Source organism: Allobosea sp. (assembly GCF_036675845.1).
Classification (GTDB): domain Bacteria; phylum Pseudomonadota; class Alphaproteobacteria; order Rhizobiales; family Beijerinckiaceae; genus Allobosea.
Window position 1 is genome coordinate 1 of the sequence record NZ_JAKFED010000076.1, and the last position, 24,230, is coordinate 24,230.

Consider the following 24,230-nt stretch of genomic DNA (forward strand, 5'->3'; position numbering starts at 1 on the left):
GGCGGGCTGCCGGGCGAATTGCACAAGCTCTGGCAGGCCGGCGCCGCCGGCGGCTACCACATGGAATACGGTTATTCCTGCATGGGCTATGAGATCGCCGGCGGCCTCGGGGCCAAGCTGGCCGATCCGGCCCGCGAGGTCGTCATCATGGTCGGCGACGGCTCCTATCTGATGATGAACTCCGAGATCGCGACTTCGGTGATGCTTGGTCTGAAGCTCACCATCGTGGTGCTCGACAATCGCGGCTTCGGCTGCATCAACCGGCTCCAGAACGCCACCGGCGGCGCCTCCTTCAACAATCTGCTGCGCGACACCCGCCACGAGACGCTACCGGCGATCGATTTCGCTGCCCATGCGGCCTCGATGGGGGCGATCGCGCGCAAGGTCGCGAGCCTGTCGGAACTGGAAAGCGCGCTGGCCGAGGCGCGCCGTCACGAGCGCACCAGCGTCGTGGTGATCGACACCGACCCGCTGGCCTCGACCGATGCCGGCGGCCATTGGTGGGATGTCGCGGTGCCCGAGGTTTCGGTGCGCGACGAGGTGCTGGCCGCCCGCCACCGCTATGACGATGCGCTCGCCAAGCGCGACAGTTGAGCGGGAGGGGCTCGTGCGCTTTTCCTCGTCATTCCGGACAAGCGGCGGAGCCGCGCAGATCCGGAATCCATCGTAGAGCGCAGTTCCCTACGATGGATTCCGGCGCTCCGCTTCGCTGCGGCCGGAATGACGGCGCCTTTTCGATACGTTGATCTGCACTTCAAAGGACGTTGCAAATGCCCATCCGCATCGGAGCCAACCCCATCGGCTGGTCGAATGACGACCTGCAGGAGATCGGCGGCGCGACTTCGCTCGAAACCTGCCTGGCGGAGGCCCGCGAGGCCGGCTTCGTCGGCATGGAGCTCGGCCACAAGTTCCCGCGCCAGCCTGAGGCACTGAAAGCGGCGCTCGCCCCCTTCGGCATGGCCTGCATCTCCGGCTGGTACTCCGCCGAGTTGCTGCTCCGCGACGCCGACGAGGAGATGAAGCACCTTCGGCCGCATCTCGACCTGCTCAAGGCGATGGGCTCGACCGTGCTGGTCTTCGCCGAGACCTCGAACGCCATCCATGGCGACCGCAGCAAGCCGCTGTCGCAGCGCCCGGTGATGGCGCCGGGTGACTGGGCGCAGTTCGGCCGGCGGATCACCGAGGTCGCCGAGCGCACGCTCGCCGAGGGCGTCCGGCTGGTCTACCACCACCATATGGGCACCATCGTCGAGAGCGAGGCCGATATCGACACCTTCATGGCGGCGACCGGCGAGGCGGTTCATCTCCTGCTCGATACCGGCCACGCGACCTGGGGCGGTGCCGATCCGGTGGCGCTCGCCGCGCGCTATCGCGGCCGCATCAGCCATGTCCACGCCAAGGATGTACGCCGGCCGATCATGGAGCGGGCGAGGGCGGAGGACTGGAGCTTCCTCGACGCGATTCTCGGCAAGGGCAAAGAACTCGGCGTCTACACCGTGCCGGGCGACGGCATGGTCGACTATCCGGCGGTGTTCAAGGCGCTGCCGGGTTATTCCGGCTGGGTCGTGGTCGAGGCCGAGCAGGATCCCGAAAAAGCCCATCCCCTGACCTATGCCAAGAAGGGCGTCGCCCATCTCGAGCAGAGCCTGAAGGAGGCTGGGCTCGCCTGAGCCCGGAAGAGCCATGTCGAAGCTGCTGGTCAAGCCGAACCCGCCGGATGCCGATGGCTGCATCCATGACGTCACGCCGCAATCGGCCGGCTGGGGCCATGTCGGCTTCGCCGTTCATCGCCTCGCCGACGGCCAGGTCCTGTCGCGCGAGACCGGCAGCCGCGAGCATTGCCTGGTACTGCTCTCGGGCAAGGTCGCGGCCCGCGCCGACGGGCAGGATTTCGGCGTCATTGGCGGGCGGGCCTCGCCCTTCGAGCCAGATCCCTGGTCGCTCTATGTGCCGGCAGGCTCGCAGTGGAGCCTCACCGCGCGCGGTCCCTGCGAACTGGCGATCTGCTCGGCGCCGGGGGTGGTCGGGCAGCGTCCGCCGCGGCTGATCGGTCCCGACGCGGTCGACAGCCTGACCCGCGGTACCGGCAGCAATGTCCGCCATGTCCGCAACATCCTGCCGGAGACGGAAGCCGCCGACGGCCTGCTCGTCGTCGAGGTGATCACGCCGGCCGGCAACTGGTCGAGCTATCCGCCGCACAAGCACGACCAGGACCGGCTGCCGCAGGAATCGCAGCTCGAGGAGACCTATTATCACCAGCTGAACCCGCCGCAGGGTTTTGGCTTCCAGCGCGTCTATACCGATGACCGCTCGCTCGACGAGACGCTGAGCTTCGAGAATGGCGACGTCGTGCTGGTGCCGAAGGGATACCACCCGGTCGGCGCGCCGCATGGCTACGAGCTTTATTATCTCAACGTCATGGCCGGGCCGAAGCGGATCTGGAAATTCGCCAACGACCCGGCCCATGACTGGCTGATGCCGCGCTGACAGGGACCCGCCGGCTCAGGCCGGCGGCGAGCCGTCGAACCAGCCGGCCTTGCCGAGCTTGCCCGGCACCGGGTGGCCGAGGATCTCGGCGAGCCAGGGGTCGAGCGCGGCGATGGCGCGGCCGTCGAGGCCGCTTCTGACGCCCATGCCATCGAGCGTGTAGACGAGGTCCTCGGTGGCGATGTTGCCGGTGGCGCGCGGCGCGAACGGGCAGCCGCCGATCCCGCCGGCGCTGGCGTCGAGGATTTGCGCCCCGCCAGCGAGCGCCGCCACCGCATTGGCGATGCCGGTGTTGCGCGTGTCATGGAAATGCGCCCGCAGCGGCATTCCCGGCAGGCGCTGATGCAGAGCGGCGAAGAGCTCGCCGACCTGGCCCGGCGTGCCGACCCCGATCGTGTCGGCGAGGCCGATCTCGTCGGCGCCGGCCGCGGCGGCCTGGCTCGCAAGTTCGAGCACGCGGGCGCCGTCGACACGGCCCTCGAAGGGGCAGCCGAAGGCGGCGGCGATCAGGACATTGCGGCGCAGGCCGGCGGCGGCGGCGATGCGCCCGACCTCGCTCCAGCCGGCCAGCGTCTCGGCGATGCCGCGGCCCTGGTTGCGCAGGCTGAAGCTCTCGCTGGCGACGACGACATAGGTCAGCTCCTGGCAGCCGGCCGCGACGGCGCGCTCGGCGCCGCGCGCATTCAACACCAGGCCCGAGAAGCTGACCTGCGGATAGCGGCCCTTCAGAGCCGCCATCACCGCCTCGGCATCGGCCATCTGCGGCACGCGCGCCGGATTGACGAAGCTCGTCGCCTCGATCCGGCGCGCCCCGGCCTCGACCATCTGGGCAATGAGAGCGAGCTTTTCGGCGGTGGAGACCGGCCGCGCTTCGTTCTGCAAACCGTCGCGCGGCGAGACCTCGACGATCTCGATGCGCGCCGGCATCGCTTGGCCTGGCATGGCTTGGCCCGCCATCTCAGGCGACGCGGGCGAGCGCTTCGCCGATCACGCCGCTCTGGCGCAGCGCCGCGAGCCGCGCCTCGTCGAGGCCGAGCAGGTGCTGGAAGATCTCGGTATTGTGCTGGCCGAGCTCGGGGCCGACATCGCGGACCTCGCCCGGCGTCGCCGAGAGTTTTGGCGCGACGTTCTGCATGCGCAGGGTGCCGAGCCGCGGATGGAGCACGTCGACGATCGCCTTCCGGGCCTGGAAATGCGCATCGGCGAGCATCTCGGGCGCGCGGTAGATGTCGCCACGCGGCACGCCGGCGGCGTCGAGTTTCTCGCCGAGCTCCTCGCGGCCGAGACCGGCGGTCCATTCGGCGATCAGCGCGTCGAGCTCGGCCTGCCGCTCGCCGCGCGCGGTGTGATTGGCGAAGCGCGGATCGCTGGCCAGCTCCGGGCGGCCCATCACCTCGGTCAAGCGACGGAAGACGCCGTCCTGATTGGCGGCGATCAGCACGAAGACGCCGTCCTTCGTCGGATAGACATTGGAGGGCGCGACGAAGGGCAGGATCGCGCCGGTGCGCTCGCGGACATAGCCGGTCTGGTCGTATTCGGTGACCAGGCTCTCCATCACCGCCAGCACCGCCTCGTAGATCGCGCTGTCGACGACCTGGCCGCGGCCGAGCCGGTCGCGCGCATGCAGGGCCATCAGGCCGCCGATGCAGGCGAAGGTCGCCGCCAGCGTGTCGCCGATCGAGATGCCCATCCGGCTCGGCGGCGCCGACGGGTCGCCGACGACATAGCGCAGGCCGCCCATCGCCTCGCCGATCGAGCCATAGCCGGCCTTGCCGGCATAGGGGCCGGTCTGGCCATAGCCGGAGACCCGGATCATGATCAGCCTTGGATTGATCCTGGCGAGCTCCTCATAGCCGAGCCCCCATTTCTCCATCGTGCCCGGGCGGAAGTTCTCGATCAGGATGTCCGACTTGGCGACGAGATCGCGCACGATCTGCTGGCCCTCGGCGCCGCGCGCATTGAGCTCGATCGACTTCTTGTTGCGGGCGACGACCGGCCACCACAGCGATACGCCCTGGGGCTTCTCGCGGCCCCATTCGCGCATCGGGTCGCCGATGCCGGGCTGCTCGATCTTGATCACCTCGGCACCGAAATCGGCCAGGAGCTGACCGCAGAAGGGGCCGGCGAGAAGCTGCCCCATCTCGATCACCCGGATGTCGGACAGCGGGCCCGACCGGCCGGTCGCTCTGGCGCTGGCATTGCTCATGATGGACTCCTGAATTCCTTAAGGCTGCTGGTGCCGGGGCTCATTCGGCCGCGACACCGAGGGCGCGCCCGGCGCGCAGTTCGGCGATGACCTCGTCCGTCGCGGCGACCCGGCCCCAGAGCCGCGAGAAGCCCTTGAGTGTCGCGTTCTGCATCTCGTCACTGCAGGTCCCGGTCGCGTCCGAGACCATCACCACGCCGAAGCCGCGGTCGGAGGCCTCGCGCGCGGTGGTCTCGACGCAGTTGTTGGTCGAGACGCCGGTGACGACGATGGTCTCGATGCCGAGGCCGCGCAGCGCGGATTCGATGCCCGAGGAGGCGAAGGCGCCCTGGGTGCGCTTGTTGATGACGAGTTCGCCCGGCAGCGGCTTGATCTCGTCGACGATCTCGTGTTCGCGGTTGCCGACCGTGTTCCTCGTCGCGGTGAAGAAGGCGCGCGTGCTCGGCGCCGCATCGGCATAGTCCGGCAGCTCGCAGCCGAGCGTCACATAGATCACCCGGGCGCCGGCGCCGCGCCAGGCATCGAGCAGGCGCTTCGTGTTCGGGATCACCAGCTTCTCGATCCGGTCGAAGCGGTAGCGCGCCTCGTCGAGCTTGCCCTGGCTCGCCAGGAGGGCGCCGAGCCCGTGCTCGCGGCTGCCGGAGGCGTATTGCAGGTCGACCGGGATCAGCGCCGTCGTGCGCGGGTCGATGGCGACCTTGCGGGTGAAGGCTTCGATGTATTCGGGATGCATGGAGGTCCTCCTTCAGAGCGCCAAGAGCGAAAGGCCAGGGACGTAGGTGACGATGATCAGACCGATGATCATCACGGCGGTGAACAGAATCGAGCCACGGAAGACGACGTCGAGCGGCGTCTTCGACACGGCGCTGATGACGAACAGGTTCATGCCGACCGGCGGGGTGATCCCGGCGATCTCGATGTTGAGCGTCAGGATGATGGCGAAGTGGATCAGGTCGATGCCGAGAGCCTTGACCGAGGGCAGCAGGATCGGCGTCAGCACGACGAGGATGGTGAGCCCGTCGAGGAAGGTGCCGAGCACCAGCAGGATGACGTTGATCAGCAGCAGGAATTGCCAGGCGCTGAGCTCGTAGGCGCGGACTTGCGCGAAGATCGCCTCCGGAATGCCGGCCATCGTCGCCAGCATGCCGATGAAGACCGATGTCGCGAGGATGAACAGCATCGACCCGGTGATCTTCGAGCTCTGCACGAAGATGTCGGGGAGATCGCGCAGCGTCAGCGTCCGGTAGACGAAGAGGCCGACGAAGATGCCGTAGATCGCCGAGACCGCGGCGGCCTCGGTCGGCGTGAACCAGCCGGAATAGATGCCGCCGAGGATGATGAAGATCATCAGCAGGGCAGGGGCGGCGCGCACGAAAGAAGTCCAGAGCAGCGAGAAGGAGAAGCGCTCCGGCGGATTCCAGCCGTTCTTCTTGGCGAAATACCAGGAGATCAGCGCCAGCATGCCGGCCAGCATGATCCCGGGTATCGTTCCGGCGATGAAGAGGTCCGCGACCGAGACCTGCGCCATCGCCGCATAGACGACGAAGACGATGCTCGGCGGGATCAGGTTGCCGAGCGCGCCGCCCGCGGCCATCAACCCGGTGGAGAAGACACGCGGATAGCCGAGGCGGTCGAGCTGCGGGATCGTGACGCGCCCCAGCGCCGCCGCCGAGGCCACGGAGGAGCCGCTCATCGCGCTGAACAGCGCCGAGGCGATGGCGCCGCCGACCGCCGCGCCGCCGGCGACGGGCCGGGCGATCGCATGCATGACGTCGAAGAGGTATTCGGCGAGCTTGCCGCGGACCATGACGTTCGCGGCCAGGATGAAGAACGGGATCGCCAGCAGGACGAAGCTGTCGAGATTGGCGAACTGGGCCTGGGCGGCCGTGGTCAGCGATGTCGAGCCGAAGGTCAGCACCGCGCCGATGCCGGTGAGCATCAGGGCGAACGGCACCGGGACGCCCACCATCAGGAGGACGATCATCACGATCGTGAGGAAGGTGGCCACGGCTCAGACCTCGAGGATGAGTTCGTCTTCCGGCCTCGGGATTTTCCCGAAACGCAGAATGTGAAGGACGCTGAGCAGCAGGCGGACCGTCATCAGCGCGAAGGCCATCGGGATGACGGACTGGAAGATCCAGATCGGCACGGCGAGATTGCTGTCGCCCGATGTCAGCCCGAGAAGGCGCGAATCCTCGACCAGGCCATAGCCGTACCAGGCGAAGACCGCGGCGCCGACCGCGCAGAGCAGCAGGATCGCGATCTCTGCCGCCAGTCGCGCTTTCCGGCCGAGCAGGTTGACCAGCAGTTCGACGCGGATATGGGCATTGTCGGCGGTCGCGGCCGTCGCGCCCCAATAGGTCGTCCAGATCAGCAAATAGCGCGCCAGTTCCTCCGACCATTGCAGCGAGACGTTGAAGACGCCCCGCAGGACGATCTCCACGCTGACGACCGCGAGGCAGAAGAACATCGATGCGCCGGCCAGCCAGCCCTCGAATCTGGACAATACGACGCGCAGCGCGCCCGCTCGGTCCGGCAGGCCGGACGGTATCGCTTCGCGTCGATTGCTCATGGTGTCGCCCTCAAGCCGGCGGATTACTTGGAGAAGGCGCGCACGCGGTCGATCAGCGGCTTGCCGAACTGGCCTTCGGCGCTCGTCCAGGCGGCGCCCATGGCCTTGCCCCAGCCCACCGCCTCCTCGGCGGTCTGCTCGTGCACCTTGACGCCGTTGGCGATCAGGGCGGCCTTGGCCTGGTCGGCCGCGTCGCGGGCGATCTTGCGCTGTCCGACCATCACCTCGCCGGCTGCCTTGGCGATCAGGGCCCGATCGGCCTCGCCGAGGCCGGCCCAGAACTTGGCGTTCACGGTCCAGGGGTAGAAGGCGAAGAAGTACTTGGCGTAGGTGACGTCCTTGATCGGCTCGAAGAAGCGGTAGCTGACGAAGGCGTCGAGCGGCGTGTTGAGGCCGTCGATCACGCCCTGCTGGATCGCCGTCGAGACTTCGGTGATGTTGATCGACACGGCCGTGGCGCCGGCGGCCGAGAGCGCCGCCGCATTGGTCTTGCCGACCGCGCGCAGCTTCAGCCCCTTGAGGTCCTCGGCCTTGATCAGGGGGCCTTGGCGCGAGCCGGGCACGACATAGTCATAGGGCAGCATGCCGAGCACCTTGACGCCCTTGCTCTCCAGCTCGCTGAAGACGTCCTTCTTGAAGGCCTCGTCGTCGGAGGCCTTGTAGAAGGTCTCATGCGTCGGGAAGGCGTAAGGCAGGTCGAAGACGCTGAGCTTGGGCGAGACGCCGGCCCAGTAGGCGGAGACCAGCGTCGTCATCTCGGCGTCGCCGCGGACCACGCCCTGCAGCAGGTCGAGGCCCTTGAGCAGACTGCCGTTCGGAAAGAGCTGTACCTTGATGCGGCCGTTCGAGCGCTCCTCGACCAGCTTCTTGAAGGCCTGGTTGGCGAGACCCGGCGCGACGTCTGCCGCGTATTCGAACGGGAAGCGGATGGTGATCGACTTCTCCTGCGCCTGCGCGGCGGCGGTGGAGCCGAGCGCGAGCGTGGAGGCGATGGCGGCGACCGCATCGCGGCGGGTGATGGACATGGCGTTTCTCCCTCGATCTTGTTGTTTCCCGGAGGCGGCCGGGGCCGGCAGGCTCAGTGCTTGTTGAGGAACTCGAACAGCAGTTCGGAGAAGCGCACCTTCATCGCCTTGCCGGCGATGACATGGGCGGCCTCGGCGAGCAGGTAGCCTTCGGCTCCCGGGATCGCGTCCTGGATCGGCTGGGTCGTCCTGGGGCCGGTGACCTGGTCGAGCCCGGCATGGAGGACGAAGGTCGGCGCCTTGATCTGCCTGGCGCGCTCGGTCGTGTCATGGGCGATGCAGGCGTCGATCAGGCGCGAATGGGCGGGGTAGCGTCCATTGAGATGGCCCCAGACGCCATCGACGCCGAGCAGCCGGTCGATCTGGCGGTTGTAGTATTCCGGCTCGAAGGACAGCACCGTCACCGCATGCTGGAAGGGCAGGAAGCCCATGTCGCGGTGAACGACGCGGAACAGCTCGAGCTGGTCGGTGAGGAAGCGGTCGGTCTTCAGCCAGGCGCCGGTGTTGACCATCGAGCGGACGAGCCGCGGATGGCTGATCGCCATCTCCTGCGCGATGCAGGCACCCATCCCGATCAGCCCGATCACATGCGCGTTCGGGATCTCGAGATGCGCGAGCAGGCCGATCGCGTCGTCGGCATACATCCGGGTCGTGGCCGGCTTGTCGAACTCGTCGCCGGAATCGCCGATGCCGCGATGGTCGAAGATCACCACGGAATGGCGCTCGGTCAGGCCCCAGGGCAGATGCGTGTGCTCGCCATGGCAGAACGTGCCCCAGCCGCCCATCAGCAGGACGGGCTCGCCCTTGCCGTGGATCTCGTAATACATGTCGTGGCCGTTGATGCGGGCGATCGGCATGGGCTTTCCTCGTCGATAGGGCAGGCGTCAGGACGCCGTGAGCTTGCGGATTTCGGCCATGCAGGCCTCGGCATCGACCACGTCGGCATAGCGGCGGCCGACATCGAGCAGATTGGCGCGATGCGCCTCGATGCCCATGTCGCCGACGCAGTCCTCGGGCACGATGGTGCGGAAACCGTAGGAGAAGCAGTCGATGATCGAGGCGCGCACGCAGCCGCTCGTCGTGCAGCCGGTGACGATCACCGTGTCGACCTGCGCCTTGATCAGATAGGAGACCAGCGGCGTGCCGAAGAAGATCGACGGCCCGGCCTTGACGAAGTTGACGTCATAAGCCGCGTCGTGGATGCGCGGGTCCATCTGCGTCGGCCGGTCGCCATGGAACATTCCGTCGCGCACGCCGGTCGCCTTCCACAGGATCATGTCCTTCTCGCCGCACCAGGCGGTGCGGCAGGAGGCGACGGGCACGCTGTTGGCCCGGGCGAAGGCGAGCAGCGCCGCCGTGCGCTCGACGGCGGCGTGGATATGGGCCGACTGGCCGAGCGCATAGGCCGGATCGGTGAAGGCGAGCTGGAAGTCGACCACGATCACCGCCGGGCGCTTGCCCCAGCCGATGCCGATCTCGCCATAGCCTCCGGCTTCGAAGCTCATGCTCCCACTCCGCTCTTCTCGGGTGCTGCCTCAGCCGGCAGGCGCGGCACGCCGAGCCGCGGGCGCGCCGGCTCGTGCCGGAACTTGATCGCCGGGCCGATCTGCCGCGTCGCGCCTTCCCCCAGCACCATGCCGCGATGCAGCGCCTGCGGGTCCTCGAAGGCCTCGCTGACGCGCTTGACCGGGGCAAAGCAGATGTCGCGCCCCGCGAACCAATCGATCCACTCCGCCTGGCTGCAGCGTGCGAAGACCTCGGACAGGAAGGCGATGACCGGAGCCTGGTGTGGCCCGGGGCCCGCCTCGCAAAGCGCAGAAAGATCGGGGCGTTGCAGTTCGGAGAGGAGATTCCTGACGAACTTCGCCTCCTGGCCGCCGAGCACGATGTGGCGTCCGTCGGCGGTGGCGTAGATGCGGTAGAAGGCCGAGCCGCCCATGCTGCGCTCATGCTTCGGCACAGGATCGCGGCCATGGGCGAAGACCGGGCCGACGACATTGGGATAGGCGGCGAGCACCGCGTCGTGCATCGACATGTCGACATAGTCGCCCCGCCCGGTGCGCTCGCGCCGCAACAGCGCCATCAGCACGCCGGACAGGCCCTGCAGGGAGCTGAGCATGTCGGCGGCGGGGATGCCGGGGATGGCCGGGGCGCCGTCCTGGCCCTCATTGATCGCGATCGCCCCGCCGAGCGCTTCGACGGCGAGGTCGTGGGCCGGCCGGTCGCGATAGGGGCCGTCCTGGCCGAAGGCGCTGATCGAGCAGTAGACGATGCCGGGGTTGCGGGCGCTGACCGTCTCGTAATCGACGCCGAGCCGCTGCACGACGCCCGGGCGGAAGGTTTCGACCACGACATCGGCCTCGTCGCAGAGCTTGAGCAGGCGCTCGCGCCCGGCGGGATCCTTGAGGTCGATGACGAGGCTGTCCTTGCCGCGGTTGATATTGCGGAAGAACACGGTTTCGCCGTCGACGCGCGGCCCGATCTCGCGGCCGGGATCGCCGCCGGGCGGCTCGATCTTCAGCACCTGCGCGCCATGGTCGGCGAGCGTCATCGTCAGATACGGCCCCGGCAGGAAGACCGAGAGATCGACGACGCGGAGACCTTCGAGCTTCATCGCCTTGCCCTAGGCTGCCGCGCCGGCGCGCAGCGCCGCGATCTCGTCGGCACCGAGGCCGATCTCGCGCAAGACGCTTTCGGTGTCGGCGCCGAGCGCACTGCAGGCGCTGGCCTGCGGCCGCTCGCCATCGATCCGCAAGGGGCTGGCCAGGCAGCGCAGATCCGGCCGCTGCGGGTGCGGGACGCGGGTGACCATGCCGATGCGCTCGACGAAGGGATTGGCGAAGGCCTGCGGAATATCGAATACCGGCGCCACCGGCAGCAGCCCGTTCAGGCGCGAGAGCCATACCTGCGTGCCCGCTTTGGCGAACTCGGCATCGAGCTCCTGCGTAAGGAAGCCGCGATTGGCCCGGCGTGCCTTCATGGTCGAGAAGCGCGGGTCGCTCGCGAGGTCCGGCCGGTTCATGGCGCCGACCAGCGCGTTGAAGAACTTGTCGGTCATGCACATGATGAAGAGCCAGCCATCGGCCGTCTCGAAGGTCTGCACCGGCACGGCCGAGAGATGGGCGCTGCGTGCCATCCGCGCCGGCACGTCGCCCTCGTTCAGATACCAGGTCGCCGGATAGGAGAGCTGGTGCAGCGCGACGTCGAACAGGCAGGTGTCGACATCGGCGCCGATGCCGCTGGTGCGCGCCCGCAGGATCGCCGCCAGCAGGCCGACCGCGCCGGTGATGCCGGTCATGAAGTCGATCATCGACAGGCCGAGCCGGGTCGGGGCGCCGTCGGGCTCGCCGGTCACGCTCATGATCCCGGCCTCCGCCTGCATCAGATAGTCGTAGCCCGGCCAGCCGCGCCGCTCATTGTCGCGGCCATAAGCCGAGATGTGCAGGCAGACGATGCGGGGATTGACGGCCTTGAGGGCGTCATAGGTCAGGCCGAGCTTGTCGGGCTGGTCGCCGCGCAGATTGTTGACGACGGCGTCGGCCGTGGCGACGAGCCGGCGGAAGGCGTCCCCTCCCAGCGGCGTCTTCAGGTCGAGGGTGACGCTCTTCTTGTTGAGGTTGAAGGTCTGGAAATACTGGCTGTCGTCCGGGCCCAGCATATGCGGGCCGACATGGCGCGAGGCGTCGCCGCCGGCCGCCGGGCTCTCGATCTTGATCACCTCGGCGCCGAGATCGGCGAGCGCCATCGAGCCATAGGGCCCGGCTCCGAATTGCTCCAGCGTCAGGACGCGCAGGCCGGCGAGCGGGCTCATGCGGCGGCACTCCTCTTGATCCACTGCTTGGAAATGATGATGCGCTGCATCTCGTTGGTGCCTTCGCCGATGCACATCAGCGGCGCGTCGCGGAAATAGCGCTCGATGTCGAACTCCTTCGAATAGGAGTAGCCGCCATGGATGCGCATGCTCTCCAGGCTGTTCTCGACGGCGGCCTCGGAGGCGAAATACTTCGCCATGCCGGCCTCCATGTCGCAGCGCTCGCCGCGGTCATAGGCCTGGGCGGCGTCGAGGGTGAGCAGGCGCGCGGCGCGGGCCCGGGTGACCATCTCGCCGAGCTTGAGCTGGATCGCCTGATGCTCGGCGATCGGCTTGCCGAAGCTGCGGCGCAGTTGCGCGTATTCCGTCGCCAGCCGCAGCGCGCCCTCCGCCAGGCCGACGCCGCGGGCGGCGACGTTGATACGGCCGAGCTCGAGCCCGCCGGTCGCCTGCAGGAAGCCCTGGCCCTCGACGCCGCCGATCAGGTGGCTTTCGTCGAGCTCATAGTCGTCGAAGACGAGCTCGGCCGAGTCGATGCATTTGTAGCCGAGCTTCTCGATCTTCTTGCCGACCCGGAAACCCTGCTTCTTCGGCGCGAGGAAGAGGCTCATGCCCTTGTGGCGCGGCTCGGCCGCCGGATCGGTCTTGACCAGCAGGGCGAAGCAGGAGCCCTCGATGCCGTTCGAGATCCAGGTCTTGGTGCCGTTGATGCGATAGCGCCCGCCGTCGCGGCGCGCCGTCATCCGGATCGCCTGGAGGTCGGTGCCGCAATCCGGCTCGGTCAAGGCGAGGCCGCCGCGGATCTCGCCGCTGGCGAAGCGCGGCAGCCATTGCGCCTTCTGCTCCGGCGTGCCGAAACGCTCGACCGCGGCAGCCATGATCAGATGCGAGTTGAAGATGCCGGTGATCGCCATCCAGACATCGGAGATGCGCATGACGATCTTGGCATAGGTCGTCGCCGGCAGGCCGAGCCCGCCATATTCCTGGCCGATCGTGGCGCCGAACAGCCCGAGCTCCTTCATCTGCTCGACGATCTCGGCGGGATAGATGTCGTCATGGTCGTGCTGGCGCACCACCGGCCTGACCTTCGTGTCCAGCCAACGGTCGACCGTGTCGAAGAGGGCCTGTTCCTCATCGGCGGGCAGGGGGGCGTTGCGCATCGGCCGGCTCAATAATTGGCGGCGTCGTCGACGCCGTGGCCGCGCTTCGGGACCAGCATCGAGCGCACGAAGTCGCAGACGGCCGTGCCGTCCTGGTTGCGGCCGGTCGTCTTCACCGTGACGATGCCGTCGCCCGGGCGGCTGGCGGATTCGCGTTTCTCGAGAACCTCCGTCTCGGCATAGAGCGTGTCGCCGCAGAACACCGGCGCGGTCAGGCGGATCTCCTTCCAGCCGAGATTGGCCTTCGCCTTCTGCGAGACGTCGGAGACGCTCATGCCGACGATGATCGACACGGTCAGCGGGCTGGAGACGACGAGCCGGCCGAATTCCGAGCGCGCCGCATACTCGGCGTCGAAATGCAGCGGGTGGGTGTTCATGGTCAGCAGTGAGAACCAGGTGTTGTCCGTCTCGCTGATGGTGCGGCCCGGGCGGTGCTCGTAGACGTCGCCGATCACGAATTCCTCGTAATGGCGGCCGAAGGTCTCGCGATAGCGCTGCTGGCCTAAGGTCTTGACGGCGTCACGCATGGCGGCTCATGGGGCTGGCGAGATGTCCGGACAAATTTCAATGATATGTCGGAACAGTCAACCGCCTAGATGTGCTGCGGCGCATTAAATCGATGTGGCATCGCATCAATTTCGCGTCTAGGGCAGCCAGGACCCTGGTGTTTCATTCAAGAAAATAGCGTCTTTTCAATCAGTTGAGGCGCCGGATCTGAGTTCCCTGGCAAATGTCTGGCCGGCCGGTTTCGTGTGGCGGGCGGCCTATTTCTCCGCTGGAGTCCCTGTGGTCAATGGGGTACATTAGTCCGGATAAGTCATCAGGGATTGCGATGGGCCGGAACAGCATGGACGTGACGGCGAAGTCGCCATCGAGAGAGCAGGGCGCGGTTTTCGATGCGGCCGGCTCGCCGCTCTATCAGCGGATCGCCCAGACCCTGCAGGCGGAGATCGAGGCCGGGGCCTTCGCCGTCGGCTCGATGCTCCCGACCGAGAGCGAGCTATGCGGGCGTTTCGACGTCAGCCGGCACACGATCCGCGACGCGCTGCGCGTGCTCGGCGAACTGGGAATGGTGTCACGCCGCCGCGGCTCCGGCACGCTGATCGCCGCGGGCGCTCCGACCACGCGCTATGTCCAGGCCATGCGCTCGCTCGAGGAGCTGACGCAATACGCCCATGACACGCAATACGAGATCCAGCAGGTCGAGCGGGTCTCGATCGCGGCCGATGTGGCGCTGCTGATCCCGGCGCCGGTCGATTCGGCCTGGCTGCGACTGGGGGGCATCCGCTGGCGGCCGCACTCTGCCGAGCCGATCTGCGCCACCGCCGTCTTCGTGCATATGCGCTTCGCCGAGCATCTCCACGATGTCCGCTCGGCCCAGGGCCCGGTCTACGATCTGGTCGAGAGCCGTTCCGGCGAGCGTATCGCCGAGGTGGTTCAGGAAATCTCGGCGGAGCCGCTGCCGCGCAGCGCGGCGCGGGCGCTCGGGCAGCGCTCCGGCGCTCCGTCGCTGCGCTTCGTCAGGCGCTATATCGACGATAGCGGCTCGACGATGCTGACCTCGATGAACTGGCATCCGGCCGAGCATTTCGTCTACCGGATGCGGCTGCGGCGCGACGGCTGAGCCAGAGGGCGGTGCCGGTCAGAGGTCGACCAGCACCCAGAGCACGACGGCGTCGGTCGGGCCCGACGAGGTCCAGGTGTGCTCGGTGCTGGCGTCGTAATAGACCGAATCGCCCTTTTTGAGCTCGAGCGGCTCGTAGAGCGCGCTGTGCACGATCAGTGTGCCCTCCAGCACCATCACGAAGATCTCCGCTTCCGATTTCGCCCAGGCCGGATAGTCGTCCGGCGAGCGCGCCGTCACCGTGGTCAGGATCGGCGTGGCGCGCTTGTTCTTGAGCTCGGCGCACAACAGCATGTTGTTGCAGGTCACAGTCGCGTGGCGGCTTCCGGCGCCGGCCCGCGTCACGCTGCGCCGGCCCCGGAAGACGCCGGGATCGTTGTCCTGGTCGTTGAGCAGCGTCACCAGCTCGATCCCCAGCCCCTGGGCGATGCGCTGCATCGTCGAGATCGTCGGCGACAATTCGTTGCGCTCGATCTTCGAGAAGGCGGAGGCCGAAACGCCGGTCAGCCGGCTGGCATCCTGCAAGGTGAGATGGCGGCGCTTGCGTACCTTCAGCAGGCGCGCGCCGATATCGAGATGGCCGCGAGCATCGTCGGAATCGTGATCGCCGGGGCGGCTGGAGCCGCGGGCCGTGTCGTCCCGGTCGAATGACGAGATTTCCGGCATGCTGATCTCCTTGGCGCGGCCATGGGGACGTAGCGCCCCCGGCCCAGTCTCTCATAGCCGCCACCATAGGGCATGGAAAGCGTCTAATCCACAATGCTCCACAAAATGTCGGATAGTGGATTTTTGGTATCTTAGTATTGACAACGGTCGAATGGTGGATGAGCGTTGGATTGGCTGACGAGCCGGCAAACCGCTGCGCGAAGCTCCGTCCAGGGCATGCGCCGGCTTGAATCCGGTTGGCAGCTAGACAAGGGAAACGCTTGATGACGCTCACGAAAGACCAGTTGAACGGCCTCTACACGGCCATCGTCACGCCGCTCGCCGAGGATGGGTCTGTCGACGTCAAGGCGCTGCAGAAGCTGGTGCGCTTCCAGATCGAAGCCGGCGCCGCCGGCATCGTGCCGATCGGCGGCACGGGCGAATACCCGGCCTTTTCCCGCGACGAGCGCCGCACCATCGTCTCGGCCTGCGTCGAGGCGGCGGATGGCAAGCCGGTGATCCCGGGCGTGCTTTCGACCGGTTTCGAGGATGCGCTGGAGGCTGGCCGCGATTTCGCCGCGGCAGGCGCCGCCGCGGTGATGACGGTGACGCCCTATTACGCGCCCGGCACCCAGGAAGGCATGCGCGCCTATTTCCGGCGCTATCGGGATTCGCTCGACCTTCCGGTGATGCTCTACCAGATCCCGCGCCGCACCACCGTCTCGGCCTTCGCCGACACGGTCCAGGCGATGGCCGAGGACGGCTCGATCATCGGCATGAAGTACTCGTCCTATGACATGCCGGACTATATCCGCACGGTGAAATACGCCGGCGACAAGATCGCCATTCTCAGCGGCGAGGAGCCGCTCTTTGCCACCCATATCGCGCTCGGCGCCCGCGGCGGCGTCCTGGCCTCGGCCACGATCTATCCGAAGATCTGGATCGAGATCTTCGAGCTCGCCCGCCAGGGCAAGCTGCTGGAGGCGCTGAAGCTCCAGGACAAGATCGACCCGGTCATCGATTCGATCTACGTCGAGACCAATCCGGGACCGCTGAAGCAGTACATGGCGCTTGCCGGCATGCCGGTCGGCGGCGTGCGCCTGCCCTTGCAGGGGCCGAGCGCGGAGACGCGGTCGAAGCTCGAAACGGCCGCCCGGCAGGCCAAGTCCGTCAGCCTGGCCTGAGCGAAGGAACCGCATCGTGATCGAGCGGCTGCGCGACATCGTCGGTGACAAGGGCCTGATCGCCGATCCCGGCGAGATGGCGCCCTGGCTGACCGACTGGCGCGAGCGGCGCCGGGGCAGGGCGCTTTGCGTCGTCGCTCCGGCCTCGACGGCCGAGGTCGCCGCGGTAGTGCGGCTCTGCGCGGCGGAAGGCCAGCCGGTCTTCCCCGTCGGCGGCAATACCGGGCTCTGCTACGGCGCCGTTCCCGAGAGCGGCCGTCCCGACAGGCCGGGCATCGTCCTGTCGCTGCGCCGGATGAACAGGATCCGCGCCATCGACCGGGCGGGCAATGTCGCGACCGTCGATGCCGGCGTGGTGCTGGGCGCCCTGCACGCCGCGGCGGAGCAGGCCGGCCGGCAGTTCCCGCTGCATCTCGGCAGCGAGGGCAGCGCCCAGATCGGCGGGCTGATCTCGACCAATGCCGGCGGGACCGGCGTCGTCCGCTACGGCCCGATGCGCGATCTGGTGGCCGGGCTCGAGGTCGTCCTCGCCGATGGCCGCGTGCTCAATGACCTTGCGGCGCTGCGCAAGGACAATACCGGCTACATGCTGCGCCATCTCTTCGTCGGCGCCGAAGGCACGCTCGGCATCATCACCGGCGCGGCGCTGCGCCTGCATCCGCAGACGCCGAACACCGCCCATGCCTGGGTCTCGGTCGCCGACCCGGCTGCGGCTGTCACCTTGCTGACGGCGCTGCAGGACCTTGCCGGCAGCGCGATCCAGGCCTTCGAGCTGGTCTCGGCCTCGCAGTTCGAACTGGTGCGCCGCCATGTCGAGCGCACCCGTATTCCCTTCGATGCCATCCCTGCCTGGTCGGTGCTGATCGAGCTCGGCAGCGAGGACGCCTCGACCGGCCTCGACGCCGTCCTCGAGGAGGTTCTCGGCGACTTCCTGGAGCGAGGCGCTGTGGTGGATGCGGTCGTCGCCACTTCGCAGCAGCAGGCGGCCGAGTTCTGGCATGTCCGCCACTCGGTCTCCGAGGCCAACAAGAAGGAGGGCATCGGCGTCGTCCACGACGTCGCCGTCCGCACCGCCGAGGTCGCCGGCTTCATCGCCGCCGCCGATGCGGTCGCCGCCGCCCGCTATCCGCAGGCCGTGCCCCAGGTCGTCTGCCATCTCGGCGACGGCAATGTGCATTACATCCTGATGTTCCCGCGCGCCTTCTGGGCAACGCTCGGCGATGGCGAGGCCTTCGCGCTCGAGGTCGAGCAGGCCGTCCATGACGTCGCGGCGCGCTTCTCCGGAACCTTCAGCGCCGAGCACGGCGTCGGCCGCAAGCTGACGCAGGAGCTGGAGCGCCTCGCCGACCCGCTGCGCTACGAGCTGATGGGCAAGGTCAAGGCGCTGTTCGACCCGAATGAGCTGATGAATCCCGGCGTCCTTCTTCCGGCGAAGGCCGGATGACGGCGCCGCACGCAGATCCGTCAGCGCCCCTGCCGGGGCGCGGGATGGGCTACCCGCCGGTACAGGCGGGATCGAACCCCATCGACCATGGGGCATGTTTCCAATCGGGAGAAACGATATGACGACACGCAGGGATCTCGCCGGGCTGCTCGGGGCCGGCGCCGTTGCCGCCACCGCGCTGACCCTGGCTTCGAAGGAAGCCAGCGCGCAGGCTGCCACCACCAACACCCTCGAGCGCATCCTCAGCTCGAAGAAGCTCCGGATGGGCGCCGTCGCCGCCGGCCAGCCCTGGACCTTCAAGGACCGGGTGACAGGCAAATGGGGCGGGCAGTTCGTCGACATCGGCACGGCGCTCGCCGCCGACATGGATGTGCAACTGGAGATCGTCGAGACCACCTGGGGCAATGCCGTCCTCGATATCCAGGCCGACAAGATCGACATCATGTTCGGCATGAACCTGACGCCGAAGCGCGCTCTGGTGGTCGATTACACCTCCACGGTCTATGACAGCGCGCTCGTCGTCATCGCCCGTCCCGGCTTCGAGCCGAAGACCTGGGCCGATCTCAACGACCCCAAGATCAAGATCTCGGTCGATGTCGGCTCGGCGCATGACCATGTCGCCGCCCGGCTCTGCCCGAAGGCACAGATCGTCCGCTTCAAGTCGCTGGAGGAAGCGACCCTCGCGCTCCGCAGCGGCCGCGTCGACGCCCAGAGCATCTTCTGGATGGGCGGCGTGCGCGCCGTGAAGCGCGATCCCGGGCTCGGCAAGGTCATCGTGCCGCAGCCGATGTTCGGCTCGACCTCGAACGCAATCGTGCGCCGCGAGACCGACAAGACCTGGCGCGATTTCGCTTCGGCCTGGATCACCTATTCGCGCGGCCTCGGCCTGATCCGCGAGGCGGTGGTGAACAGCCTCGCCCAAGTCGACCTGACATTGGACGACATCCCGCCGGGCGTCACCTTCTGATCACCTTCTGATCATGGCGCAGGGTCTCCGGCTTCGTGCCGGGGACCCTCGTCGACACTCCAACGGTTCCTGCGGCCTGGTCGCCGGGCGGGCTCCCGAGAGGAAAAGCATGTACACGTGGCGTTTCGATGCCGTCTGGGGCTATCGCGATCTGTTCCTGACCGGTACCGCGGTCACGGTCGGCCTCACCATCGCAGTCGTGGTCCTCGGCCTGCTGGTCGGGCTGGTCGCGGGGCTGGCACAGTTGTCGCGTTCGCCGACGCTGCGCTGGCTCTCCTGGCTCTATATCGAGATGTTCCGGCTGACGCCGCTGCTCGTCCTGCTGCTCTGGTTCTACTACGCCCTGCCGATGCTGACCGGCATCAAGATGGATGCGCTGACCGCCGCGGTCCTGACGCTCACGCTCTATGGCGGTTCGTTCTATGCCGAGGTCATTCGCGGCGGCATCGTCTCGATCGAGCCCGGGCAGAGCGAGGCCGGGCTGGCGCTCGGCATGACGCCGGCCCGCGTGATGCGCCGCATCGTCCTGCCCCAGGCGATCAAGCGGATGATCCCGCCGCTGATGAACCAGTCGATCATCCAGTTCAAGAACACCTCGCTGGTCTCGGTGCTGGCGGTGCCGGATCTGCTCTATCAGGGCCAGATCGTCGCCATGGACACCTATCGCGCGCTCGAGGTCTATACGGTGATCGCGGCGATCTACTTCGTCGTCCTCCTGCCGCTGACCGTGATCGTCAAGCGGGCCGAGCGGCACCTGGCGCACAGCAATTGAGGCGGCGATGAGCACCTGCAAGATCGAAATCTCCGGCATTCGCAAACAGTTCGGCGAGCTCGTCGTCCTGCGCGACATCAACCTCAAGGTCGAGTCCGGGGCGGTGATCGCGCTGATCGGCCCCTCCGGCTCCGGCAAGTCGACGCTGCTGCGCTGCCTCAACCTGCTCGTCATCCCCGAAGGCGGAAAGATCCGCATCGGCGACGATGCCTTCGCCTTCGACGGCGGCGCCAGGCTGCCGAGCGTGCGCGAGCAGGCCCGCTTCCGCTCCAACACCGGCATGGTGTTCCAGCACTTCAATCTGTTCCCGCATATGACGGTGCTCCAGAACGTCATGGAGGGGCCGGTCTCGGTGAAGAACATGCCGAAGGCCGAGGCGCAGGAGCTGGCGCGCCGGCTCCTCGACAAGGTCGGCCTGAGCGACAAGGTCGATGCCTTCCCCAACAAGCTCTCCGGCGGCCAGAAGCAGCGCGTCGCCATCGCCCGCGCCCTGGCGATGGAGCCCTCGGTCATGCTCTTCGACGAGGCGACCTCGGCACTCGATCCGGAGCTGGTCGGCGAGGTGCTGAACGTCATCCGGGCCCTGGCGGCCGAGGGCATGACGATGATCATCGTCACCCATGAGATCGGCTTCGCCCGCGAGGTCGCCGACCGCGTCGTCTTCATGCGCGACGGCGTGATCGTCGAGGAGGGGCCGGCGCACGACGTCATCGACAGCCCGAAGGAGGAGGCGACGCGCACCTTCCTCAGCCACTTCCACAATCGCGGCTGACGCCGGAGACCTTGTCATGGCGGCGTCTTCGGCCTCGCATGTCGCCGTCATCGGAGCCGGCATCGTCGGCCTCGCCGCGGCTTTGGAGATCCAGCGTGCCGGGCATCGGGTCGTCCTGATCGAGCCTGACGAGCCGGGCGGCCGGCAATCGGCCTCCTACGGCAATGGCTGCTGGCTCAACCCCGGCGCGATCATGCCGATCTCGCTGCCGGGGCTCTGGCGCAAGGTGCCGGGCTTCCTGCTCGATCCGACCGGCCCCTTCGTCATCCGCTGGCGCGATCTGCCGCGCCTTGCCGGCTGGCTGCTCGACTTCGTCCTGGCCGGCCGCAACTGGCAGCTGGTCGAGGCCTGCGCCCGGACCCGCTTCCAGCTCTGCAAGGATGCGGTCGGCGAGCATATCGCGCTCGCCGACGAAGCCGGCGTGCCGGAGCTGATCCGCCGCGAAGGCCTGATGTATGTCTATCTCGACCGCTCCGAATTCCTGGCGGAGCGCGTCTGGCGGATGCGCCGCGAGTTCGGCGTCGCCTTCAGCGAAGTCGGGGAGGCCGAGCTGCGGTCGATGCAACCGGAGCTCGGCGAGCGCTACCGTTTCGGCGCCCGCCTCGATGGCGGTGCCTATGTCGTCGATCCCGGCGCCTATTGCCGGGCGCTGGCCGAACTCGCCTTGCGGCGCGGCGCCGAGCGCGTCACGGCCCGGGCCACCGGCTTCGACTTCGCCGACGGCCGCCTGCGCGCGGTCCTGACCGAGGCCGGGCCGGTCGCCTGCGACAAGGCCGTGATCGCCGCCGGCATCGGCTCCGGCGAACTCGCGCGCCAGGCCGGAGACCGCGTGCCGCTGATCTCCGAGCGGGGCTACAACGTCGTCATTCCCGAGCCGGGCTTCGACATCCCCTGCGGGTTGATGCCGTCGGACGGCCTGATGGGCGTGGTCGCGACGCGCCAGGGGCTCCGGCTGGCCGGGCAGGTCGAGCTCGCCGATGTCGGCGCGCCGCCGGACTGGCGCCGCACCGAGATCCTGCTCGGCTTTGCGCGCCAGATGTTCCCGAAGCTGAAGATCGACGAGAGCCGGCTCGACCGCTGGATGGGGCATCGCCCCTCGACGCCGGACGGATTGCCCTGCATCGGCGTCTCCTCCGGCAGCGCCGATGTCTTCCATTGCTTCGGCCATTCCCATACCGGGTTGATCCAGGCGCCCAGTTCGGGCCGGCTGGTGGCGGCCCTGGTGGCTGGCGCTGCGCCGCCCTTCGATTTGGCGCCGTTCTCGGCAGGAAGGTTTCGTTGATGAGCGACGATCTGCTTTATCTTTCCCGGCGCGAGGTACGCGCCCTCGACATCGCGCCCGGTGAGGTCCGCGAGGCGGTTCTCCAGGCCTTCCGCGATCATGCCGCCGGCCTCAATCTCAGCCTGCCGAAGAAATCGCTGGATCTCGGCCCGGGACATGGCTTCCAGGCGATGTCGGCGGCTTCCTCGGCGGAGGCGATCGCTACGGTGAAATGGGTGGCGATGGCCCCCGTCGCAGCCGGCAGCGCGGCGCCGGGCATCAGCGCACTGATCTGCGTCAACGACTACGCCACCGGCGTGCCGCTCGCCGTTCTCGACGGCGACGAGATCACTCTGATCCGCACTGCGGCGATGTCGGCGGCGGCGGCCTCCTTTCTCACCCCGGCGCAACCGCGCACCATCGGCTTTGTCGGCTGCGGCTTGCAGGCCCATGCCCATCTCGCCGCCTTCCTCGATCTCTATCCCGGCCTGACGACGGTGCTGGCGCTGAGCCGCAGCCGCGCCTCGGCCGAGCGGCTCGCCGAGGCGGCGACCGCACGCGGGCTCTCCACCGAGATCGTCAGCGATGCCGATGATCTCCTCGCGCGCTCCGACATCGTCATCTCGATGGTGCCGGGCGCGCCGGGGCTGAAGCCGTTTCTCGATGCCGGCCGCATGCCGGCTGCGTCCTTCGCCGCTGCTGTCGACATCGGCCGGAGCTGGCGGCCCGAGACCCTGCCGGCCTTCGATTTCCTCGCGACCGACAGCCTGGCCCAGTCCACGGCGCCCTATGACGTCAACTCGCAGCCGGTCGAGACCGTCCGCTTCCAGGACGACCTGATCCGGATCGCGGCGCGCGGCGTCGTGCTGGAGCAGCCCGCCCGCAGGATGTTCTGCTTCCGCGGCTTTGCGCTGGCCGATCTCGCTCTGGCCGGGCTGGTCGTGCGCAAGGCGCGCGAAGCCGGCGCTGGAACGAGACTCGAGCGATGATCCTGACTGGCCTCAGCGCGATCCTCAACGTCGAGGACGCGCGCCGCGCCGCGCGGCGGCGCCTGCCGCGCGGCCTGTTCGAATATATCGACCGCGGCGCCGAGGATGAGCTTTCGATCGCCGGCAACCGGCAGGGCCTCGATGCGGTGCGGCTGGCACCCTCCATTCTCGTCGATGTCTCGCAGCGCACGCAGGTAGCCGAGGTGCTGGGCCGCAAGCAGCCGAGCCCGCTGGTCATCGCACCGACGGCGGTGGCGGGGCTGGTCTGGCGCGACGGCGAGATCGCCCTGGCGCGGGCATCGGCCGCTGCCGGCATTCCGTTCTGCGTCTCGACCCAGTCGATCACCTCGATCGAGCGCATCGCCGCTGAATCCGGTGCCGAGCTCTGGTTCCAGCTCTATGTCTGGAAGAACCGCGAGCGCATGCTGGCGCTGCTCGACCGCGCCTGGGCCGCCGGCGCGCGCACCCTGGTGCTGACGGTCGACACCGCGGTCGGGCCCAACCGCGAATATAATCTCCGCAACGGCTTCGGCATCCCGCTCAAGCCCTCGCTGCGCGCCGGCATCGACCTGATGCTGCATCCGCGCTGGACGGTCGATGTCCTGCTGCGCTCGCTCGTCTCTTCCGGCGTGCCGACCTATGCCCATTACCCGGATGAGTTCCGCACCCAGCTCGGCCGCGTCTCGCTCTCCGACGAGATGAGCCTGGCGACGGATGTGAGCTGGGAGGATGTCGCGCTGCTGCGCCGGCGCTGGCAGGGCAAGCTGGTGCTCAAGGGCGTGCTGCGCGTCGACGATGCCCGCAAGGCGGCCGAGCATGGCGCCGACGCGATCGTCGTCTCCAATCACGGGGCTCGTAATCTCGATTGCGCGCCGGGGCCGGTCGAGGTCCTGCCGGCGATCGCCGAGGCGGTGGGTGGTCGCCTCGCCATCCTCGCCGATAGCGGCGTCCGGCGCGGCGCCGATATCGCCCGCTTCCTGGCGCTCGGCGCGTCCGGCGTGCTGATAGGGCGGGCGACGCTCTATGGCGTGGCGATCGCCGGCGAGGCCGGGGCGAGCCGGGTTCTCGAACTGCTGGGCAGCGAGCTCTCCACGACCATGGGCATGCTCGGCGCCAGGACGCTGGCCGACCTGCCGGGCTGTCTCGGCCCTCTGCCGGCATAGAGAAGGGCCGGCGGCTCAGAGCTGCGATTCGATCGGCAGCAGCCCGATGACCCTTGCCGCCAGGCGCCGCCCCAGGCTCGCCCCCGGTTCCGAGCGCAGCTTGCGGGGGCCGCCTGCGGAGGCGTCGCTCCAGGCGAGGCGGCCGCCC

25 protein-coding genes are annotated in these 24,230 nt (G+C 68.1%); 12 read left to right on the plus strand and 13 right to left on the minus strand.

Features of this window, described 5'->3' with window-relative positions:
• The 3 genes from V6M56_RS08720 to iolB form a co-directional block, all read left to right on the plus strand.
• Window positions 1-594 (plus strand): thiamine pyrophosphate-dependent enzyme (locus V6M56_RS08720; protein ID WP_332682919.1); only part of this gene is annotated, 594 nt, incomplete at its 5' end.
• Window positions 595-770: 176 nt separating this feature from the next.
• Window positions 771-1,670 (plus strand): myo-inosose-2 dehydratase, encoded by a 900-nt coding sequence (gene iolE, locus V6M56_RS08725; RefSeq protein ID WP_332682920.1) that lies wholly within the window; start codon window positions 771-773, stop codon window positions 1,668-1,670.
• Window positions 1,671-1,683: 13 nt separating this feature from the next.
• The gene (gene iolB, locus V6M56_RS08730) at window positions 1,684-2,487 is read left to right on the plus strand and encodes a 5-deoxy-glucuronate isomerase (protein ID WP_332682921.1); all 804 of its coding nucleotides are present in this window, start codon (window positions 1,684-1,686) and stop codon (window positions 2,485-2,487) included.
• Window positions 2,488-2,502: 15 nt separating this feature from the next.
• Here the strand turns inward: iolB and V6M56_RS08735 are convergent, their stop codons facing one another.
• Genes V6M56_RS08735 through V6M56_RS08790 form a run of 12 tightly spaced genes read right to left on the minus strand, consistent with a single transcriptional unit; the run spans window position 2,503 to window position 13,788 of the window.
• Complete coding sequence (locus tag V6M56_RS08735; RefSeq protein ID WP_332682922.1) at window positions 2,503-3,429, minus strand: hydroxymethylglutaryl-CoA lyase; 927 nt, start codon at window positions 3,427-3,429, stop codon at window positions 2,503-2,505.
• A 16-nt stretch (window positions 3,430-3,445) separates the two neighbouring features.
• Window positions 3,446-4,693 (minus strand): CaiB/BaiF CoA transferase family protein, encoded by a 1,248-nt coding sequence (locus V6M56_RS08740; RefSeq protein ID WP_332682924.1) that lies wholly within the window; start codon window positions 4,691-4,693, stop codon window positions 3,446-3,448.
• Window positions 4,694-4,733: 40 nt separating this feature from the next.
• Window positions 4,734-5,426, minus strand: coding sequence for a cysteine hydrolase family protein (locus tag V6M56_RS08745; protein ID WP_332682926.1), 693 nt, complete (start codon window positions 5,424-5,426; stop codon window positions 4,734-4,736).
• Window positions 5,427-5,438: 12 nt separating this feature from the next.
• Window positions 5,439-6,701, minus strand: coding sequence for a TRAP transporter large permease (locus tag V6M56_RS08750; RefSeq protein WP_332682928.1), 1,263 nt, complete (start codon window positions 6,699-6,701; stop codon window positions 5,439-5,441).
• Window positions 6,702-6,704: 3 nt separating this feature from the next.
• A complete protein-coding gene (locus V6M56_RS08755; protein ID WP_332682930.1) occupies window positions 6,705-7,265 on the minus strand; it encodes a TRAP transporter small permease in 561 nt (186 codons plus the stop codon).
• 23 nt (window positions 7,266-7,288) lie between these two features.
• The gene (locus tag V6M56_RS08760) at window positions 7,289-8,290 is read right to left on the minus strand and encodes a TRAP transporter substrate-binding protein (protein WP_332682932.1); all 1,002 of its coding nucleotides are present in this window, start codon (window positions 8,288-8,290) and stop codon (window positions 7,289-7,291) included.
• A 53-nt stretch (window positions 8,291-8,343) separates the two neighbouring features.
• A complete protein-coding gene (locus tag V6M56_RS08765; protein ID WP_332682934.1) occupies window positions 8,344-9,147 on the minus strand; it encodes an alpha/beta fold hydrolase in 804 nt (267 codons plus the stop codon).
• Between the two features lie 27 nt (window positions 9,148-9,174).
• On the minus strand, window positions 9,175-9,795 hold the full coding sequence (locus V6M56_RS08770) for an isochorismatase family protein (RefSeq protein ID WP_332682935.1): 621 nt from the start codon (window positions 9,793-9,795) through the stop codon (window positions 9,175-9,177).
• Window positions 9,792-10,904, minus strand: coding sequence for a CaiB/BaiF CoA transferase family protein (locus tag V6M56_RS08775; RefSeq protein ID WP_332682937.1), 1,113 nt, complete (start codon window positions 10,902-10,904; stop codon window positions 9,792-9,794). The genes V6M56_RS08770 and V6M56_RS08775 overlap by 4 nt, the downstream gene beginning before the upstream one ends.
• 9 nt (window positions 10,905-10,913) lie before the next feature.
• Window positions 10,914-12,101, minus strand: a complete 1,188-nt coding sequence (locus tag V6M56_RS08780; RefSeq protein ID WP_332682938.1) for a CaiB/BaiF CoA transferase family protein — start codon at window positions 12,099-12,101, stop codon at window positions 10,914-10,916.
• A complete protein-coding gene (locus tag V6M56_RS08785) occupies window positions 12,098-13,261 on the minus strand; it encodes an acyl-CoA dehydrogenase family protein (RefSeq protein ID WP_332682940.1) in 1,164 nt (387 codons plus the stop codon). The genes V6M56_RS08780 and V6M56_RS08785 overlap by 4 nt, the downstream gene beginning before the upstream one ends.
• An 8-nt stretch (window positions 13,262-13,269) precedes the next feature.
• Entirely contained in the window at window positions 13,270-13,788 is a 519-nt protein-coding gene (locus V6M56_RS08790) for a MaoC family dehydratase (protein ID WP_332682942.1), read from the minus strand.
• A 305-nt stretch (window positions 13,789-14,093) separates the two neighbouring features.
• Here V6M56_RS08790 and V6M56_RS08795 point away from each other — a divergent pair, with 305 nt between their 5' ends.
• Complete coding sequence (locus V6M56_RS08795; RefSeq protein WP_332682944.1) at window positions 14,094-14,885, plus strand: GntR family transcriptional regulator; 792 nt, start codon at window positions 14,094-14,096, stop codon at window positions 14,883-14,885.
• Between the two features lie 18 nt (window positions 14,886-14,903).
• On the opposite strand, the gene V6M56_RS08800 is transcribed toward V6M56_RS08795, so the two are convergent.
• Complete coding sequence (locus V6M56_RS08800) at window positions 14,904-15,551, minus strand: helix-turn-helix domain-containing protein (RefSeq protein WP_332682945.1); 648 nt, start codon at window positions 15,549-15,551, stop codon at window positions 14,904-14,906.
• 263 nt (window positions 15,552-15,814) lie between these two features.
• Between V6M56_RS08800 and dapA the strand changes: the two genes are divergently transcribed.
• The 8 genes from dapA to V6M56_RS08840 all read left to right on the plus strand — a co-directional run bounded on the left by dapA (window position 15,815) and on the right by V6M56_RS08840 (window position 24,082).
• Window positions 15,815-16,714 (plus strand): 4-hydroxy-tetrahydrodipicolinate synthase, encoded by a 900-nt coding sequence (dapA, locus tag V6M56_RS08805; protein ID WP_332682947.1) that lies wholly within the window; start codon window positions 15,815-15,817, stop codon window positions 16,712-16,714.
• Window positions 16,715-16,730: 16 nt separating this feature from the next.
• Window positions 16,731-18,158: an FAD-binding oxidoreductase gene (locus V6M56_RS08810; RefSeq protein ID WP_332682950.1), complete on the plus strand. Its 1,428-nt coding sequence runs from the start codon at window positions 16,731-16,733 to the stop codon at window positions 18,156-18,158.
• A 118-nt stretch (window positions 18,159-18,276) separates the two neighbouring features.
• Window positions 18,277-19,125 (plus strand): transporter substrate-binding domain-containing protein, encoded by an 849-nt coding sequence (locus V6M56_RS08815; protein ID WP_332682951.1) that lies wholly within the window; start codon window positions 18,277-18,279, stop codon window positions 19,123-19,125.
• A 109-nt stretch (window positions 19,126-19,234) separates the two neighbouring features.
• Entirely contained in the window at window positions 19,235-19,897 is a 663-nt protein-coding gene (locus V6M56_RS08820) for an amino acid ABC transporter permease (protein WP_332682953.1), read from the plus strand.
• Window positions 19,898-19,904: 7 nt separating this feature from the next.
• A complete protein-coding gene (locus tag V6M56_RS08825) occupies window positions 19,905-20,669 on the plus strand; it encodes an amino acid ABC transporter ATP-binding protein (protein ID WP_332682954.1) in 765 nt (254 codons plus the stop codon).
• 16 nt (window positions 20,670-20,685) lie between these two features.
• The gene (locus V6M56_RS08830) at window positions 20,686-21,951 is read left to right on the plus strand and encodes an NAD(P)/FAD-dependent oxidoreductase (RefSeq protein ID WP_332682955.1); all 1,266 of its coding nucleotides are present in this window, start codon (window positions 20,686-20,688) and stop codon (window positions 21,949-21,951) included.
• Window positions 21,951-22,919: an ornithine cyclodeaminase family protein gene (locus tag V6M56_RS08835; RefSeq protein ID WP_332682956.1), complete on the plus strand. Its 969-nt coding sequence runs from the start codon at window positions 21,951-21,953 to the stop codon at window positions 22,917-22,919. The genes V6M56_RS08830 and V6M56_RS08835 overlap by 1 nt, the downstream gene beginning before the upstream one ends.
• Complete coding sequence (locus V6M56_RS08840; protein ID WP_332682957.1) at window positions 22,916-24,082, plus strand: alpha-hydroxy acid oxidase; 1,167 nt, start codon at window positions 22,916-22,918, stop codon at window positions 24,080-24,082. Before V6M56_RS08835 ends, V6M56_RS08840 begins: the two co-directional genes overlap by 4 nt.
• Window positions 24,083-24,230 lie beyond the last annotated feature (148 nt).